Here is a 16,535-nt window from a genome sequence, read left to right on the forward strand (position 1 = left end):
ACCCGGATCGCGCTTCCCTCCGGCGTAAAATCAAGCGCGCTGGCTGGGACAACGCATTCCTCTTGGCCACCCTCAGCCATATGCGATAGCCCTGCGCTCGCGGGGGAGGGTCGGGGAGGGGTGTTTCCACAGGCGAGAACCCCAGAGTGGAGAGAGCCCCCACCCGGCGCTTCGCGCTGACCCCCCGCAAGCGGGAGAGGTGCAGCCAGCCCCGGGCTCAGAGCGGTGATCTCACATCTCAATATCCAGCGCGCAATCAAAGTTCGACGCCGAATGCGTCAGCGCGCCTGCCGAAGCGTAATCGACACCGGTCGCCGCGATGCTCGCGATCGAGTCCAGCGTGACGCCGCCGGACGCCTCCAGCTCGAGACGACCCTCGTTGATCCGCACGGCCTCGCGCAATGTTGCAAGGTCCATGTTGTCGAGCAGCACGGCGTCGGCCATCCCGGTATCGAGCACCTCGCGCAATTGCGCCAGCGTATCGACCTCGATCTCGATCTTGACGAGATGGCCGGCGTGGGCGCGGGCGCGCTCCAGCACCGCACCGATGCCGCCGGCGACCGCGATGTGGTTGTCCTTGATCAGGATCGCATCGTCGAGGCCGAAGCGGTGGTTGAAGCCGCCGCCGCAGCGCACCGCGTACTTCTCCAGCGCGCGCAGCCCCGGCGTGGTCTTGCGCGTGCAGCAGATGCGCATTTTCGTGCCTTCGGTGCGGGCGACATAGTCGGCCGTGAGCGTCGCGACGCCCGACAGGCGGCCGACGAAATTCAGCGCGGTCCGCTCCGCCGTAAGAATGGCACGCGCCGGCCCCGAGATCGTCAGCACCTGCTGTCCGCGGACAACGCGTGCGGCGTCACGGACGTGCGCGCGCACGTCGATGTCGGGCGAGAGCTTCTGCAACGTCGCCAGCGCCAGCGGCAGGCCTGCGATCACGCCCGACTGGCGCGCGACCAGAATGGCTTGCGCCCTGGTCGCTTCCGGGATCGTCGTCAGCGAGGTGATGTCGCCGGCGCGGCCGAGGTCCTCGTCGAGCGCGCGCAGCACGGCTTCGCCGATCGCAAGCGGTGAGAGGAAGGCGTCGGCATAGAGCAGGGAGGTGGGGGTAATCATGGAAAACTCCGTCAGGCAATCATGGGTTGGGCGACGCGCGGCAGGGATCTCAAGCTTTCCGCGATCTCGCGCACCGCGGCGAGTGTCGTCATCGTTCGCTGCGCCTGCGCGGGGACGTCAGCCGGATGGTCGGAGCGGAAATGCGCGCCGCGACTCTCGCGCCGGCTCCACGCCGAGGCGGCCGCGAGCAGGGCGGACGTCGCCATATTGCGCAGCGCGAGGCTGGTTGCCTCGCGTTCGAGCGCGGCGAAGTGGTGCACGGCCTCGGTGAGGCCGTCGCCCTTGCGGATCACGCCGACATGGGCGCTCATCATCGCGCGCAGCCGCTTCCCGGCCAGAGCATCCGGCGTGCCGCCGCGCGGTGTCACCAATGCGTCGGGGAGGCGGTCGGGCGCGGGGATCGAGCGGCCGGCGATGTCGTCGGCGATGCGCGCGGCGTAGACCACCGCCTCCAGCAGCGAGTTCGAGGCGAGCCGGTTGGCGCCGTGCGCGCCGGTCGACGACACCTCGCCGCCGGCCCAGAGTCCGTCGATCGAGCTGCGGCCGCGCGCATCCACGGCGATGCCGCCCATGTGGTAGTGCGCGGCGGGCGCAATCGGGATGGCTTGCGTGGCCGGATCGATGCCGGCGGCAATGCAGCTCGCATGCACGGTTGGAAATTTGTCAGCGAAGCGCGCGCCCAGCGCCTGCCGCGCATCGAGGAAGGCGCCGCGACCGGCCGCGATCTCGGCGAATACGCCGCGGGCCACGATGTCGCGCGGCGCAAGCTCCGCGAGCGGGTGACGCGCCGGCATGAAGCGCTCGCCATTGCCGTTGATCAGCGTTGCCCCTTCACCACGCAGTGCTTCGGTCGCGAGCGGTGCGGGATCGCGGCCGACCATGATGGCGGTCGGGTGGAACTGCACGAATTCCGGATCGGCGATCACGGCACCGGCACGCGCGGCAATGGCGAGGCCAGAGCCGCTGGCTTCCATTGGATTGGTCGTGACGGCGTAGAGATGTCCTATGCCGCCTGTGGCAAGCACCACCGCGTGCGCAGCGAGCAGGAACGGTCGAGCCGTGGGATTGCCGGCTTCGCGCAGTTGAAGGCCGGCGACGGCACCGTTCTCGGCCAAGAGGGCTTCGGCGACGAGCCCTTCGATGACACGGATCGACGGCGTGCGGCGCACCGCGTCGCTCAAGGCCGCGATGATCGCGGCACCGGCACCGTCGCCTCGCACATGCACGATGCGCCGGGCCGAATGTGCCGCTTCGCGTCCCACGGCGAGCCTGCCTTCGAGATCGCGATCGAAGGGGACGCCATAGGTCAGGAGATCGTGGATGCGCGGCGCGGCCTCGCGCGCGATCCCAAGTGCAACCGCCTCGTCGACGAGGCCGCCGCCGACCGCGATGGTGTCGGCGGCGTGGGCTTCGGGCGTGTCACCCTCGGCCACCGCCGCGGCGATGCCGCCTTGCGCCCATGCGGATGATGCGCCCTGTCCGAGCGGCGCGGCCGAGATCAACGTTACCGGCCGCGGCGCGAGCTTCAGCGCGCAGAACAGTCCGGCAAGGCCGCCGCCGACGATGACGATATCGTCGGTGCGGGTGAGGTTGTGGATGTTGTTGGTCATTGTTCTCTCCATTCACTCTGCCGTCGTCCCTGCGAACGCAGGGACCCATACGCCGCGGCGGAAGTTGTTGTGCGAAGCTGCGCGTTGCCTTTCTTCGCCAAACATCTTCCTGTGGTCAGCGCGACGAGCGCGAGCGCTCGCGCGGGGGGGCCGGATCTGCGCTACGCTTGTCCGGGACGACAGCTGTGTGTGACGCTGCATGTGTTGTTAATTCTTCAGATTGATCATCCGCTCGACCGAGCGCCTTGCGCGATCCGCAAGCGCGGGATCGATCGTCACCTCTTCGCGGAGCGTCAGCAGGCTGTCCAAAATGTTGGCGAGCGTGATGCGCTTCATGTGCGGGCAGAGATTGCAGGGGCGCAGCATCTCGACGTCAGGCAGCTCGGCGCGCACATTGTCGGCCATCGAGCATTCCGTGATCATCACCAGCCGCCGTGGCCGCTTTTCGCGCACCCAGTTGATCATGTGCGCGGTCGAGCCGGTGAAGTCGGCCTCTGCCAGCACGTCCGGCGGACATTCGGGATGTGCGATGATCTGCACGGACGGATCGGCCTCGCGAAAGGCGCGCAGCTCTTCGCCCTTGAAGCGCTCGTGCACCTCGCAGGCGCCCTTCCAGGCGATGATCTTCACGTCGGTCTTCGAGGCCACGTAAGTGGCGAGATAGCGATCGGGCAGGAAGATCACGCTTGGCGCGTTCAGGCTCTCGACCACCTGCACCGCGTTCGAGGAGGTGCAGCAGATGTCGACCTCGGCCTTCACTTCTGCGGAGGTGTTGACATAGGCGACGACGGGCACCCCGGGAAATTTTTCGCGGAGCAGGCGCACGTCGGCACCGGTGATGCTGGCGGCCAGCGAGCAGCCGGCGCGCGAATCCGGGATCAGCACCGTCTTGTCCGGGTTGAGCAGTTTTGAGGTCTCCGCCATGAAGTGCACGCCGCACTGCACGATGATGTCGGCCTCCACCTTGGTGGCCTCGACCGCGAGCTGCAGCGAGTCGCCGCCGATGTCGGCGACGCAGTGGAAGATCTCCGGCGCCTGGTAGTTGTGGGCGAGGATCACCGCGCCCCGCGCTTTCTTCAGGTCGTTGATCGCCTTGATCGTCGGCGCCATCAGCGGCCACTCGATCGGGGGGATGACGTGCTTCACGCGCTCATAGAGCGGGGCGGTGGCGCGTTCGACCTCCGCCGTCCATCCCAGCGAAGGCGTCGGCAGCGCGCGCGCTGTGGGCGCTGGTGCGGGGCGGGGAGAGGAGGCGAGATGGCCCTGCGGCCGGTTGGCAAAATCGTCTGGACCGTAGATTTCAGTGATCGGCATTAAAGCCTCCCTCGCATGTCATTTATACTCAATATGAGTATATGTAGGGCCTGAGTAATCCGGCCGAGGGGCCGGAGCGGGTTTCATCGATCCTCATATATGCTCAATATGAGTAAATCAGAAATAGCACGCTCTGCCGAGGACGGCTAGGTCTTGCCGCACACAATCTCGTCAGGTCGTCGTCCGACGCGTCTGGCGAGGCCAGATTGAAACGCAATGCTCCCGCGGCAGCCCCTCGTGGAATGCAACCGTTTTTGATTTGGGATTTTCATGCAAATGCATTAAATGACGCATTCGCGGCCGCCTCTTTGCGAATCCGCCAATGACAGACGGGGAATACCATGTCGACATCAGTGGGCGAACTCGCTCCGGCCTCACGTTCCTCCAGCTGGCGTACCCCCGCCGTCATCATTTTGTGCGGCTGCGCGATCGGCATGCTCGGCTTTGGCCCGCGCTCGGCGCTCGGTTTCTTCGTCCAGCCGATGAGCCATGAATTCTCCTGGGGCCGCGACGTGTTTGGCCTCGCCATCGCCTTTCAGAATTTGCTGTGGGGACTGGGTCAGCCCATCGCCGGCGCGGTCGCCGATCGCTTCGGCCTGTTCCGAGTGATGTGCGTCGGCGCGCTGCTCTATGCCGGCGGCCTCCTGCTGATGCGCTATTCCTCGACGCCGCTGTCGCTCAACATCGGCGCCGGCGTCATGGTCGGCTTCGGACTCGCCGGCTGCTCGTTCAATCTGGTGCTGTCGGCATTCACCAAGCTGCTGCCGGCCGAAAAGCGCGGCCTCGCGCTCGGTGCCGGCACGGCCGCGGGATCATTCGGGCAGTTCCTGTTCGCACCGATCGGCGTCGCGTTGATCGACAATTTCGGCTGGCAGCAGGCCCTCTCCGTGTTCGGCTTCCTGATGCTGCTGATCATCCCGCTGTCACTGGCGCTCTCGACGCCGCCGGCTGCAACTACGGCCAGTGCGACGCCGGCGGATGAGCAGACCATCACCAGGGCGCTCGCCGAAGCCTTCGGTCACCGCTCCTATGTGCTGCTGGTGCTCGGCTTCTTCACCTGCGGATTCCAGCTCGCCTTCATCACCGTGCATCTGCCGGCCTTCCTGGTCGATCGCGGCATCTCGACGCAAACCGGAGGCTGGGTGATCGCGGCGATCGGCCTGTTCAACATCATCGGCTCGCTCAGCGTCGGCTATCTTCAGAACTCGCTGCCCAAGCGCTACATCCTCTCGGCCATCTACTTCACGCGTGCGCTCGCAACCCTCGCCTTCATTTCGTTCCCGATCACGCCGTTCTCGGCGATCGCGTTCGGTGCGGTCTCCGGCCTGACCTGGCTGTCCACGGTGCCCCCGACCTCGGCGCTGGTGGCGCTGATGTTCGGCACGCGCTGGCTTGCGACGTTGTACGGCTTTGCCTTCGTCAGCCATCAGGTCGGCGGCTTCCTCGGCGTCTGGTTAGGGGGCATCGTCTTCGAACGCTTCGGTTCCTATACGCCGATCTGGTGGCTCTCGATCCTGTTCGGCGTGCTTTCCGCGCTGATCAGTCTTCCGATCGTGGAGAAACCTGTCGTTCGGGCGGTTGCGCAGCCTGCCTGATCGGCTAAACATCCCGGTCAAACCAGTCAGGGAGTTCAGCTGTGGCCACATTCAAGGCGATCCGGATCGACAAGGCGGACAAGGGCACCACTGCCGCGCTGACGCAGTTCGATGAAGCCGAGCTGATGGACGACGACGTCACCGTCCGCGTGGAATGGTCGACGCTGAACTACAAGGACGGCCTCGCGCTCACCGGCAAGGCGCCGGTGGTGCGCCGCTTCCCGATGATCGCCGGCATCGACTTCGCCGGCACGGTCGAGCAATCCTCGCATCCGCAATGGAAAGCGGGCGACAAGGTCGTCTGCACCGGCTGGGGCATGGGCGAGACCCATCTCGGCGCCTATGCCGAGCTGGCACGGGTGAAGGGCGACTGGCTGGTCGCCTTGCCGCAAGGCCTGTCGGCACGCGATGCCATGGCAATTGGCACCGCCGGCTTCACTGCGATGCTCTCGGTGCTGGCACTGGAGAAGCACGGTCTCTCGCCGAAGAGCGGCCCTGTGGTGGTGACGGGTGCTGCCGGCGGCGTCGGCTCGATCGCCACCGCCGTGCTCTCGAAGCTCGGCTACCACGTCATCGCTTCAACCGGCCGCGCCTCGGAGGCCGACTATCTGAAGCATCTCGGAGCAGCCGAAATCATCGACCGCAACGAATTGTCGGCGCCGGCTAAGCCGATCGCAAAGGAGCGCTGGGCGGGTGGCGTCGACAGCGTCGGCTCGACCACGCTGGCGAATCTGCTCTCGATGACGAAATACGGCGGGGCCATCGCGGCCTGCGGCCTGGCCGCCGGCATGGACCTGCCGTCATCCGTCGCGCCCTTCATTTTGCGCGGGGTGTGCCTTCTCGGCATCGATTCCGTGATGTGCCCGATCGAGCCGCGGAAAGCCGCCTGGCAGCGCCTGGCGTCAGATCTTGATCGGACTAAACTATCTGAAATCACTCATGAAATTTCCCTCGACCAGGTTTCGGAGTGGGGCGCAAAAATCCTGGCCGGCCAGGTCCGCGGCCGCATCGTGGTAAAAATTGTCTAACGGCGTTCAGACTTTACCAACCAAGCTGCTTCAATGTCGCCATGGTTAGTATGGTAAGCAGCGGGTAAAGAGATAAGGCATCGCCCGCCGCGGGGGTTAGTTCGGAGTTGAGCATGCTTGCGCGTATTGTGTTGGGGGCTGTCACGGCGGCAGCAACGTTTGCGCCGGCCCTTGCCGGAAGCATGAACGCCGACGAGGCGCGTCGCTTCGTGGCAGGCAAAGTGTTTGCCTTCACCTGTTTCGACGGCACCCGCGGCGCGGGCCGCATCCTGGACGATCTCGGCGCCGCCGGTGCGGTGCAGTTCTCCGGCGCTGGCCCGGTCAAGCATCTCCGCCTGCCCGGCAATACGCTCCAGATCCGTGGCCAGAATGTCTGCGCCTCGATCAAGGGCATTCCATTCGAGCCTTGTTTCAACCTGGAAAAGACCGACGATCGCAGCTTCCGCGGCTCGGTGTCGGGGATGGGCTTCGCCTATTGCGACTTCCATCACCAGGGCGGCAACCAGATGCTGATGGCGCGCGCTGCGGCGCGCCCGCGCTCGCTGCACAGGACAGAGCACACCGGTTCCGTCGGCGCGTCCAACACCGAAGTTGCCGCGCGCGTCGAGACGCCGCGTGTCGAGAGCAGCCGGCTCGAGCCGGTGAAGTCGGAGCCCGCCAGGAACGAGGGCCCGCTGGAGCTGCGCCGTTCCACCCAGTGAGTCGGCTGCACGGGATAGCCCGCGCACTTTGTCGTTGAAGACGTTCATCGAACGCCAAGCCGCCGCGCCGTAGTCATACGGACGGCGGCTTTCATGCGTTGGTAGCTGTTCGCGCGCCAGTTTGCGGACGGCCGGGGGGCGCGGCCCGATAAAAGGGTTCAACGATGTCGCTGTACTTTTTCCGCATCAGCACCGGCCGCTATTCCGGCGCCGCCGACCAGCCGTACGAGTTCGACGATCGCACAGCCGCCTGGACCGAGATGACCGAGGTCTGCGCCAATCTGCTCGGCGGCATCGCGCGCAGCCTGAAGCCGAACGCCGAATGGTGCATGGAGCTGCTCGACGAGGACAAGAAGCCGGTCTTCCGCATCAGTCTCGTCGGTGAGAGCGTAACGGGTCCTATCACTGCGTGTGATTAACCTGTTAAGCGCGCATACCGTGCTGAAATTCAAGGGGTTTTCCTACCGATCCCGTATTTGCCGGGAGGCCGCGTTAACCAAATTGGAATGGTGAACGCATACTTTTTGGACAAGGGCGATCAACGCCGAGGGCGGCTGGCAATGACTCGGCCGCGCATTCCCTAGGGGAAGCATGCCCATGTTGAGCCTCGTTCAGAATTTGCGGATTGGGACCAAGCTGGCGATCTCATCGGCGGTCGGCATCCTCCTGGTCCTCGCGATGATAGCAGGTCAGGTGATCGGAAACGGCAACGTGCGCCGGTCCAGCCAGACGGCGTCCGAGCAGCAGGAGCTCGCACGCGAGGCAGTCGAATCCAAGCTCGCGGCGCGCGCCATGCAGCTCGCCGCGCGCGACATCCGCCTCGCCAATAATTCAGATGAACTGCAGAAGGCGCGCGACGCGCTGGTCGAACGCGCCGGTCATTTGGTGAAGCTTGCCGACGCAATGCTCACGCTCTCGCACGTGCCGGAAAACCGCGCGAGGATAGAGAAGCTCAAGGTCCTCACGGCGAACTACCTCAAGGGAGCTCAGCAGCTCGCATCCGTGCGCGGTGCCGCCGTGGCTCTCACGGGCGAGGATGCCGCTACTCGCCTCGCCAAACTCGTCGATGAGGGGACGCGTCTCGCCCGCGAGGTCACGTTGCCGATCGCAGGCGAGATAGACCAGGCTGCCAATCAGATTGCCGACGTCGCCAGGCACAGAAGCGAAGAGGAGATTGCGGCCTCCGCGCGGGAGATGGCGTCCAGCGAGCATATCGCAATGGTCGTCGGCGCTTTCACGGCGCTCGTCCTCCTCGGCTCCTGGCTCACGTCGTTCCTTACCATCGCACGGCCGATCCGCGCGCTCACGGTGGCCATGGACAAGCTCGCCGGCGGCGACTTTTCCGTGGTGCTGCCCGGTCTCGGCCGCAAGGACGAGGTCGGTGGTGTCGCGGCGGCTGTCGAGAAGTTCAAGATCGTGTCCGAACAGAAGGCGCGCGAGGAGGCCGAGGCCAAGATCAGGCAGGATCAGGCTGCAGCCGCGCAACGCAAGGCCGAGATGTCCAGGCTGGCCGATGGCTTCGAGGCGGCGATCGGTGAGATCGTCGATACCGTGTCATCGGCCGCGACTGAACTGGAAGCGTCTGCGTCGACGCTCACGTCGACTGCGGCGCGCGGACAGGAGCTCACCACCATGGTTGCTGCCGCCTCCGAAGAGGCGTCCACCAACGTGCAGTCGGTGGCGTCGGCGACCGAAGAGCTGTCGTCGTCGATCACGGAGATCAGCCGCCAGGTGCAGGAATCCGCGCGCGTCGCCAGCGAAGCGGTCAGCCAGGCCCGCACCACGACCGACCGCGTCGGCGAATTGTCGAAGGCGGCGGCGCGGATCGGCGACGTGGTCGAGCTGATCAACACCATCGCCGGCCAGACCAATCTCCTGGCGCTCAATGCGACCATCGAGGCCGCGCGCGCCGGCGAGGCGGGCCGCGGCTTTGCCGTCGTCGCCTCCGAGGTCAAGGCGCTCGCCGAGCAGACTGCGAAGGCGACCGGCGAGATCGGCCAGCAGATCGCCAGCATCCAGACCGCGACCGAGCATTCGGTCGGCGCCATCAGGGACATCAGCAACACCATCGAGAAGCTGTCGGAGATTTCCTCGACCATCGCGGCTGCCGTCGAAGAGCAGGGCGCGGCGACGCAGGAGATCTCCCGCAACGTGCAGCAAGCGGCAGAAGGCACCCATCAGGTGTCCTCCAACATCACCGACGTGCAGCATGGCGCGAGCGAAACCGGCTCGGCATCCTCGCAGGTACTGGCGGCGGCGCAATCGCTGTCCGGCGACAGCAACCGCCTCAAGCTCGAGGTCGGCAAGTTTCTCGGCACCGTGCGCGCCGCCTGAACCGCGACATTCCTCGGCAGATCTGCTTGCAACCGCCGCGTGACTGCGCGGCGGTTGCGCGCGTTCGTAATTCGACGCCGCGACCCTCGGCGCGCGGGGTTAACTTTCCGGAAAAGCGACGCAGTCATGATTGCCGCAATTTCCCGGATGCTGAGTCGTCCTTCGCGTATTGCGTCTCAATCGTTGGAGCACATTCATGAGTGGCATTTCCATTCGCCTCACTCACAAGGTCATGGCGATCGGACTGTTCGGCCTCATCGGGCTCGTCGTCTTCGGCACGATCTACCAGATTGGCAGCCTCTCCCAGGACACGTCTCGCAACGCCGCCGAAGAGGCGCGCAGGCTGTCCGATCTGAACCAGCGGATCACCCATCAATTGCTCGAAGCGCGCCGGGCCGAGAAGGATTTCCAGCTTCGCCGCGATCAGTCCTATGCGAAGCGTCACGCCGAACTTGCTTCCAACATTACCCACAATCTTGATCGTCTCGGCAGCGCGACGCGTGCGGCAGGGTACGCGGCAGTCGGGGAAAAGGCGTCACTGGTCCGCACCGGGTTCGAGAGATATGTGAGCGAATTCGCGGCCGTCGAACGGGCCGAGGTCAAGCTTGGATTGAACGAGACCCTCGGGTTGTCAGGCTCGTTGCGCACGGCGGTGCACGACATCGAGACCAAGCTCAAGGACGCCGACGATCCGAGGCTCACCAGCGGCATGCTGACGATGCGTCGTCACGAGAAAGATTTCATGTTGCGCCGAGACCCGAAATACCTCGACGCCCTGAAGAAGACGGCTACGGAATTCTCCGGGCAAATCGAGGCTTCGGCGATCCCGCCGGCCGTCAAGGCCGATATCGGCAAGAAGCTCTCCAAATACCAGGACGACTTCGTGGCGTGGGTAGCCGGCGCGCAGGATCTGGCCGCGCACGGCTCGGCGATGTCCAAGGAATTCCGCACCATCGAGCCCGTGCTCGACGAGATCGAAAAGACCGTCAGTCAGCGATATGACGCGGCGAAGGCCGCCGAAGAGTCGATGCGGGCCTCGATCAAGCTGTGGATGTGGGTCGCACTCGGATGCTCCATCCTGCTGGTGGGAAGCGTGTCCTTCTTCACTGGCCGCTCGATCTCGACCGCGCTGATCGCTATGGTGCGGTCGATGACCGGTCTGGCAAACGGTGACACCTCCGTCGTGATCCCCGGCGTCGGCCGCAACGACGAGATCGGCGAGATGGCCGGCGCGGTCGCGGTCTTCAAGACCAACATGGCGGAAGCCGAGCGACTGCGCGCCGAGCAGGCCGAAGCGGACGCGCGTGCGCGAGAGCAGCGCAAGCTCGACATGCAACGGCTCGCCGATACGTTCGAAGGCGCCGTCGGAGAGATCATCGAGACGGTGTCGTCGGCGGCAACCGAGCTCGAAGCGTCGTCGAACACGCTGACCCACGCCGCCGAGCGCGGCAACGGGCTTGCCACCGCCGTAGCGGCGGCCTCGGAGGAGGCGTCCGCCAACGTGCAGTCGGTGTCGTCCGCGAGCGAGGAATTGACCTCTTCGGTCTCCGAGATCAGCCGCCAGGTGCAGGAATCGGCGCGTGTCGCCGACGTCGCCGTCGGGCAGGCCCAGCGCACCAATGCGCGCGTCGCCGAGCTGACCAAGGCGGCGTCCCGCATCGGCGACGTCGTCGAGCTGATCAACACCATCGCCGCGCAGACCAACCTCCTGGCACTCAACGCGACGATCGAAGCGGCGCGGGCGGGCGAAGCCGGCAAGGGTTTTGCGGTGGTCGCGACCGAAGTGAAGGCGCTTGCCGAGCAGACCGCGAAAGCCACCGGCGAGATCGGTCAGCACATCGGTGCGATCCAGACTGCGACAGACGAATCCGTCGGCGCGATCAAGGAGATCGGTGACACCATCGCGAAGATGTCGGAGATCTCGTCGACCATTGCCGCTGCGGTGGAGGAACAGGGCGCCGCCACGCAGGAGATCTCCCGCAACATCCAGCACGCCGCGCAAGGCACTTCCTCAGTGTCGTCGAACATCGCCGACGTCCAGCGCGGCTCCGGCGAGACCGGGGCTGCCTCGGCGCAGGTGCATTCGGCCGCGCAGTCGCTGTCGCAGGAGAGCAACCGGCTCAAGAGCGAGGTCGCGCGCTTTCTGGACTCGGTACGGGCGGCCTGAGGCGGTCGTCCGGTGCATGTGGTGGTGCGTCGTGTTTCGCGTCGCAGCACGAGGTGTCCGTGCAGCAGCACGAGACGGTTGCGGAGAAAATAACGCCCGACGAGACCGACCCGTAGTTTTACGTAGGCTCCTGTTAACGCCTGCTTGCAATTATGGGGCGCAATCTTACGGGATAAGAACCAGCCAGCATTGTTGAACTGACCTTCGCCCGGCCGTCCGTCGTGACGCCTGTGGCGCGGGTGACGTGCGCGCTGCCAGGGTATCATCGGGATTTGTGTGATGTCGAAGTTGTCGATCGTTTTCAAGCTTCTGACCGTGCTGTCGGTCCTCGTTCTGTCGCTCGCCGGTGTCGGCGTGACGGCGATCGGCACCATGCAGAATATCAACGCTCACACGGTCGAGATTGCACAGAGCTGGCTGCCGAGCGTGCGAGCGCTCGGGTCCATGCGCGCCGACATCAACGAGCTGCGCGTCGCGCTCCGTTTGCACCTGATGCAGGACACCGCCGAAGGCAAGGAAGCCGCCGAGAAGCGGCTGGCCGGCTTGCGTGAGCGCATCGAGAAGACACGCAAGGTCTACGAGCCGCTGATCACGGTCGCCGAAGAGCGCGCGCTCTATGAGCAATGGAGCAAGGCGTGGGGCGAATATCTGAACGGCGTGCAGGAGACGATGGCGCTGTCGCGCAAGAGCGTCGGCCGCTTCCCGACCGACGCCAACGAGATGTTGCAGACCAAGGTCGCCAAGATGGCCCAGGCCGCCGATCCCCTGCTTCAGAAGGGGATCGAGCTCAATAACCAGGGCGCCGAGCTGGAGACCAGGCAGGCGGCCGACAGCTACGCCACCATCTTCCGCGTCCTGGTCGGCATCATCGTGCTGTCGGTCGTGATCGCGATCGGCGCCGCCTATTATCTCGTGCGCGACGTCTCTCGCGGCATCGCCTCGATCATTCGTCCGATGCAGTCGCTCGGCGAAGGAGACCTCTCGGCCGAAGTGCCGCATCGCGGCGAGAAGACCGAGATCGGCTCGATGGCGGATGCGCTCCAGATCTTCAAGGAAGCGCTGGTTGCCAAGAAAGCCGCCGATGAGGCGGCCGCGCGCGACGCCGAAGCCAAGATCGAACGTGGTCGCCGCGTCGATGCCATCACGCGCAATTTCGAGGCCATGATCGGCGAGGTCGTCGAGACCGTGTCGTCGGCCTCGACCGAGCTCGAGGCCTCCGCGGCCACGCTGAGCGGCACGGCGCAGCGCGGCCAGCAACTCGCAACCGTCGTTGCGGCAGCGTCCGAGGAAGCTTCCACCAACGTCCAGGCGGTGGCGTCCGCCTCGGAGGAGCTGTCGTCCTCGATCACCGAGATCAGCCGCCGCGTGCAGGATTCGGCGCGGATGGCCGCGGAAGCCGTCGAGCAGGCGGCGCGGACCAACGATCGCGTCAACGCGCTGTCGCAGGCGGCCTCCCGCATCGGCGACGTCGTCGAGCTCATCAACACCATCGCCGGCCAGACCAACCTTCTGGCGCTGAATGCGACCATCGAAGCGGCGCGCGCCGGCGAAGCCGGTCGCGGCTTTGCCGTCGTCGCCTCCGAGGTCAAGGCATTGGCCGAGCAGACCGCGAAAGCGACCGGCGAGATCGGGGCGCAGGTTGCAGGCATTCAGTCTGCAACGCAGGAATCCGTCAGCGCCATCCAGGAGATCGGCGGCACCATCGAGCGATTGTCCGAAGTGTCCTCGGCCATCGCCGCCGCCGTCGAGGAGCAGGGCGCTGCGACGCAGGAGATTTCCCGCAACGTCCAACAGGCCTCGCTCGGCACGCAGGAAGTCTCGTCCAACATCACCGACGTGCAGCGCGGCGCGATCGACACCGGCTCGGCCTCGGGCGAAGTGCTCTCGGCGGCGAAATCGCTGGCGACCGACAGCACCCGCCTGAAGGTCGAGGTCGCGCAGTTCCTGGAATCGGTCCGCGCGGCCTGATCTTTACGCGCTCGTCTGCGGAGCCGGCGGCGGTGCGACCTGCCGCCGGAACAGAATGCGCTGGTAGAGCCAGCCGATCGCGACCAGCACGACGCCGAGGCACATGAACGAGAGCGCGCGGTAGACGCCTGTCAGCGTCGACATGTCGATGACGAAGGCCTTCAGGATCGTCAGCGCGATGACGGCAGCCGAGGCCAGCCGTGCGCGCTCCGAGTTGACGAGAATGCCGATCCCCAGCAACGCCACGCCGAAGGCGAGCCAGCCGATCGAGTAGGTGTATTGTTCGGCGCCCGTGGTCGCGCCGGTGGAGAGGATCGGGCCGTGATAGAAGCGGCGGATCTCCAGCGTGACATAGGCGAGCGCGAACACCAGCGCGCCGCCCGCAATCGTGTTGGCGTAGACCTTGCCGCGCATCCCGACCACTGCGTAGGACAGCAGCAGCATCAGCACGGCCGGCAGCGCATAGCCGAGCAGCAGCAGGTTGAACACGGCGCCGCCGACGTCGATGCGCCAGATCAGCGGGTTCTCCAGGATCAGGAGGCCGAACACGCTGATGAGCCCGCCGATCGCCGTCAGCACCACCGCGCCGACATTGTGCACGATGCTGCGGCTGCGCAGCCGCAAGCGCTCCAGCCCGATCGCCATCGCCAGCGTGACGCAGACCTGTAGCGCGAATTCGAGCAGCGACGGCGGCGAGGTCATCCGGCCATTGGTGGCAAAGTGCCGGATCTCCATGAAGGCGAGCAGCGCGGTGAACAGGATCGCCGCGGTCTCGACCATGCGCAGCGGCGCATCGTCGGCGCGGCGGCGCAGGAAGATGCTCGCGGCCCAGAACGAGGCGGCCGGCAGGCCATAGCCCCAGAGCAGCCAGTTGAAGATCGGCGTGGTGCCGACGGCATCGCCGACGATGCGCGGATCGTAGCCAATGCGCGCGGTGACGATGCCGGCGAAGATGGCAGCGAGCCAGCGCAGGAATGGGATCGGCCGCTGCATCGAGATCCAGGCGGTGCCGAGCGACATCAGCGCCAGCGCGATGGTGAGCCAGCCCTTCTCCAGCGCGAAGGTCAGCGCCAGCGCCAGCGCGCCGAGCGTGCCGGTCGCGAACAGGGCGGTGGAGACGGCGACGCCCGGCCGGGTTTCGCGCCGTGTAAGCGCTTCGGTCGCAGCACCGAAGGCGGCGGCAAGCAGCACCGCCAGGATCGCGAACGGGATCGAGCGGTCGAGATGGGCGATGCGGGCGTAGAGCGCGATGAGGATCGCGATCGGCGTGGCGACGGCTGCGGCCGACCACACCACGGGAATGATTGCAGAGTTGGAGCGGCCCTGCGCGAGGAAGCCCGCAACGCCGAAGCCGACGGCGAAGATCGCGGCCATCACCAGATGCAGCGTCACCGAGCTGTCGATCGCGGCCGGTCCAACACCTGCGATGGGGCCGCCCGGCAGCACCAGCATGTCGGGATTGGCGCGCACCGCCCATTCGGCGAACACGATGAAGACGGTCGCTGCGGCCGCACCGAGCGCGCCGGTCGCCGCCGGCGCACGCCAGGCGACGAGAAGCGTCGCGCCGACGAGAAGCGTGAACGCGATCAGCGCCAGATCCGCATGTGCGCTCGACAGCACGATCAGCATGGCGCCGAACAGGTAGGCGCCGAGCGAGCTCGATGAGACCGGCTCGATCTCGCCGTCCTCGATGCTGGGGCCGAACATGAAGCCGCAGACGACGAGCAGCGCGGCGAGCACGAAGCCTGCGATGGCATGGAAGGCGTGCGGCGCGACCTGCAACTCTTCGCTATCCAGGCCCGGGAATATCCAGAGCACGGCAAAGGCGATCGTCGTGACCGCCAGCCAGCGCCACAGCCGGATGCGCGCGAGGCCGAAGCTCGCGGCGGTGACGATGGCGAGATAGATGTAGAGGGCCCAATAATCCGGCTTGCCGCTGGAGACGAGCAGCGGCGTCACGAAGGCGCCGACCACGCCGAGGCCGGCCAGCGCCGGCCCGTGCAGCAGCGCCGCGGCAAGCGTGCACATGGCCACGATGCCGAGCAACACGAAGGCAGTGGCGGGCACGAGGAAGCCGTAGAGCGCATAGGCGGCATAGATGGTCGCAAACGCCACCGCGGTACCTGCGGCGGTGAGGATCGCCGGGATGTTGGCGATCGGCAGCGCCTGGATGTTGGAAATGCTTTCCTTGCGCCGCGACCACTCGCCGGCCCCGAGCAGCGCAGCTGCGAACAGGCCGCCCAGGAACACGCGCACGCCGGGGCCGAGCAGACCGGCCTCGATCGAATAGCGCACCATGAAGAAGCCGCCGAGCGCCAGTGCCAGGCCGCCGATCCAAACCACCCAGCGGGTGCCGAGCTGCTCCTCGAAGCCGGGCGCAGCAGCCGGCACTGGAGGTGGGGCGGCAGCCGCGGAGCTCGCTTCGAGCGGCGGTGGTGAAAGCTCTTCGGTGACGAGTGGGGGCGGCGCCGGTTCGGCTTCGGGCGCAAGCGGCGGCGGCTCGGCGGCCGTCGTCGCCCGCGCAGGCGCCTGCTCCTGCGCGGGCATGAGCGGCGGCGGCTGCACCTGCCGTTGCGCGTAGAACATCTCTTCGAGCGAATTCAGTCGCCGGCGCAGCTCGGCCGCCTGGCTGGAGGCCTTGATCGCGATCAGGAAGGCGGCGATCGCAATGATCCACGCAAAGACGTCAAACGGGCCGTCGAACATAA

Annotated in this window: 11 protein-coding genes; 7 read left to right on the forward strand and 4 right to left on the reverse strand. The window is 66.1% G+C overall.

What is annotated here, in order from left to right; genetic code table 11:
- Positions 1 to 231: 231 nt before the first annotated feature.
- The 3 genes from nadC to nadA all read right to left on the reverse strand — a co-directional run bounded on the left by nadC (position 232) and on the right by nadA (position 4,034).
- A complete protein-coding gene (gene nadC / locus GGD65_RS38900; RefSeq protein ID WP_183238635.1) occupies positions 232 to 1,110 on the reverse strand; it encodes a carboxylating nicotinate-nucleotide diphosphorylase in 879 nt (292 codons plus the stop codon).
- 11 nt (positions 1,111 to 1,121) lie between these two features.
- Positions 1,122 to 2,720, reverse strand: a complete 1,599-nt coding sequence (locus GGD65_RS38905; protein ID WP_183238636.1) for an L-aspartate oxidase — start codon at positions 2,718 to 2,720, stop codon at positions 1,122 to 1,124.
- Between the two features lie 207 nt (positions 2,721 to 2,927).
- Positions 2,928 to 4,034 carry a quinolinate synthase NadA gene (gene nadA, locus GGD65_RS38910; RefSeq protein WP_179735229.1) on the reverse strand — a complete coding sequence of 369 codons (1,107 nt, stop codon included), beginning with the start codon at positions 4,032 to 4,034 and terminating at the stop codon, positions 2,928 to 2,930.
- A 341-nt stretch (positions 4,035 to 4,375) separates the two neighbouring features.
- Here nadA and GGD65_RS38915 point away from each other — a divergent pair, with 341 nt between their 5' ends.
- The 7 genes from GGD65_RS38915 to GGD65_RS38945 all read left to right on the forward strand — a co-directional run bounded on the left by GGD65_RS38915 (position 4,376) and on the right by GGD65_RS38945 (position 13,827).
- The gene (locus GGD65_RS38915; RefSeq protein WP_183238637.1) at positions 4,376 to 5,629 is read left to right on the forward strand and encodes an MFS transporter; all 1,254 of its coding nucleotides are present in this window, start codon (positions 4,376 to 4,378) and stop codon (positions 5,627 to 5,629) included.
- A 41-nt stretch (positions 5,630 to 5,670) separates the two neighbouring features.
- Positions 5,671 to 6,657 carry an MDR family oxidoreductase gene (locus tag GGD65_RS38920; RefSeq protein ID WP_183238638.1) on the forward strand — a complete coding sequence of 329 codons (987 nt, stop codon included), beginning with the start codon at positions 5,671 to 5,673 and terminating at the stop codon, positions 6,655 to 6,657.
- 113 nt (positions 6,658 to 6,770) lie between these two features.
- Positions 6,771 to 7,358: a hypothetical protein gene (locus GGD65_RS38925; RefSeq protein WP_018323366.1), complete on the forward strand. Its 588-nt coding sequence runs from the start codon at positions 6,771 to 6,773 to the stop codon at positions 7,356 to 7,358.
- A gap of 164 nt (positions 7,359 to 7,522) precedes the next feature.
- Positions 7,523 to 7,777: a DUF6894 family protein gene (locus tag GGD65_RS38930; RefSeq protein WP_018323367.1), complete on the forward strand. Its 255-nt coding sequence runs from the start codon at positions 7,523 to 7,525 to the stop codon at positions 7,775 to 7,777.
- Positions 7,778 to 7,955: 178 nt separating this feature from the next.
- The gene (locus tag GGD65_RS38935; protein ID WP_183238639.1) at positions 7,956 to 9,692 is read left to right on the forward strand and encodes a methyl-accepting chemotaxis protein; all 1,737 of its coding nucleotides are present in this window, start codon (positions 7,956 to 7,958) and stop codon (positions 9,690 to 9,692) included.
- Positions 9,693 to 9,888: 196 nt separating this feature from the next.
- Positions 9,889 to 11,859 carry a methyl-accepting chemotaxis protein gene (locus GGD65_RS38940; protein ID WP_183238640.1) on the forward strand — a complete coding sequence of 657 codons (1,971 nt, stop codon included), beginning with the start codon at positions 9,889 to 9,891 and terminating at the stop codon, positions 11,857 to 11,859.
- A 279-nt stretch (positions 11,860 to 12,138) separates the two neighbouring features.
- Positions 12,139 to 13,827 carry a methyl-accepting chemotaxis protein gene (locus GGD65_RS38945; protein WP_183238641.1) on the forward strand — a complete coding sequence of 563 codons (1,689 nt, stop codon included), beginning with the start codon at positions 12,139 to 12,141 and terminating at the stop codon, positions 13,825 to 13,827.
- A 3-nt stretch (positions 13,828 to 13,830) separates the two neighbouring features.
- On the opposite strand, the gene GGD65_RS38950 is transcribed toward GGD65_RS38945, so the two are convergent.
- The gene (locus GGD65_RS38950; protein WP_183238642.1) at positions 13,831 to 16,533 is read right to left on the reverse strand and encodes a DUF2339 domain-containing protein; all 2,703 of its coding nucleotides are present in this window, start codon (positions 16,531 to 16,533) and stop codon (positions 13,831 to 13,833) included.
- Between the last annotated feature and the right edge of the window lie 2 nt (positions 16,534 to 16,535).

Origin of the sequence: Bradyrhizobium sp. CIR18 (genome assembly GCF_014198295.1) — a bacterium.
In the GTDB taxonomy this organism is placed as follows: Bacteria; Pseudomonadota; Alphaproteobacteria; order Rhizobiales; family Xanthobacteraceae; genus Bradyrhizobium.

Coding starts and splice junctions, on each gene's coding strand:
- nadC (WP_183238635.1), bottom strand. CDS start 1,110: ATGATTACCCCCACCTCCCTGCTCTATGCCGACGCCTTCCTCTCACCG.
- GGD65_RS38905 (WP_183238636.1), bottom strand. CDS start 2,720: ATGACCAACAACATCCACAACCTCACCCGCACCGACGATATCGTCATC.
- nadA (WP_179735229.1), bottom strand. CDS start 4,034: ATGCCGATCACTGAAATCTACGGTCCAGACGATTTTGCCAACCGGCCG.
- GGD65_RS38915 (WP_183238637.1), top strand. CDS start 4,376: ATGTCGACATCAGTGGGCGAACTCGCTCCGGCCTCACGTTCCTCCAGC.
- GGD65_RS38925 (WP_018323366.1), top strand. CDS start 6,771: ATGCTTGCGCGTATTGTGTTGGGGGCTGTCACGGCGGCAGCAACGTTT.
- GGD65_RS38930 (WP_018323367.1), top strand. CDS start 7,523: ATGTCGCTGTACTTTTTCCGCATCAGCACCGGCCGCTATTCCGGCGCC.
- GGD65_RS38935 (WP_183238639.1), top strand. CDS start 7,956: ATGTTGAGCCTCGTTCAGAATTTGCGGATTGGGACCAAGCTGGCGATC.
- GGD65_RS38940 (WP_183238640.1), top strand. CDS start 9,889: ATGAGTGGCATTTCCATTCGCCTCACTCACAAGGTCATGGCGATCGGA.
- GGD65_RS38945 (WP_183238641.1), top strand. CDS start 12,139: ATGTCGAAGTTGTCGATCGTTTTCAAGCTTCTGACCGTGCTGTCGGTC.
- GGD65_RS38950 (WP_183238642.1), bottom strand. CDS start 16,533: ATGTTCGACGGCCCGTTTGACGTCTTTGCGTGGATCATTGCGATCGCC.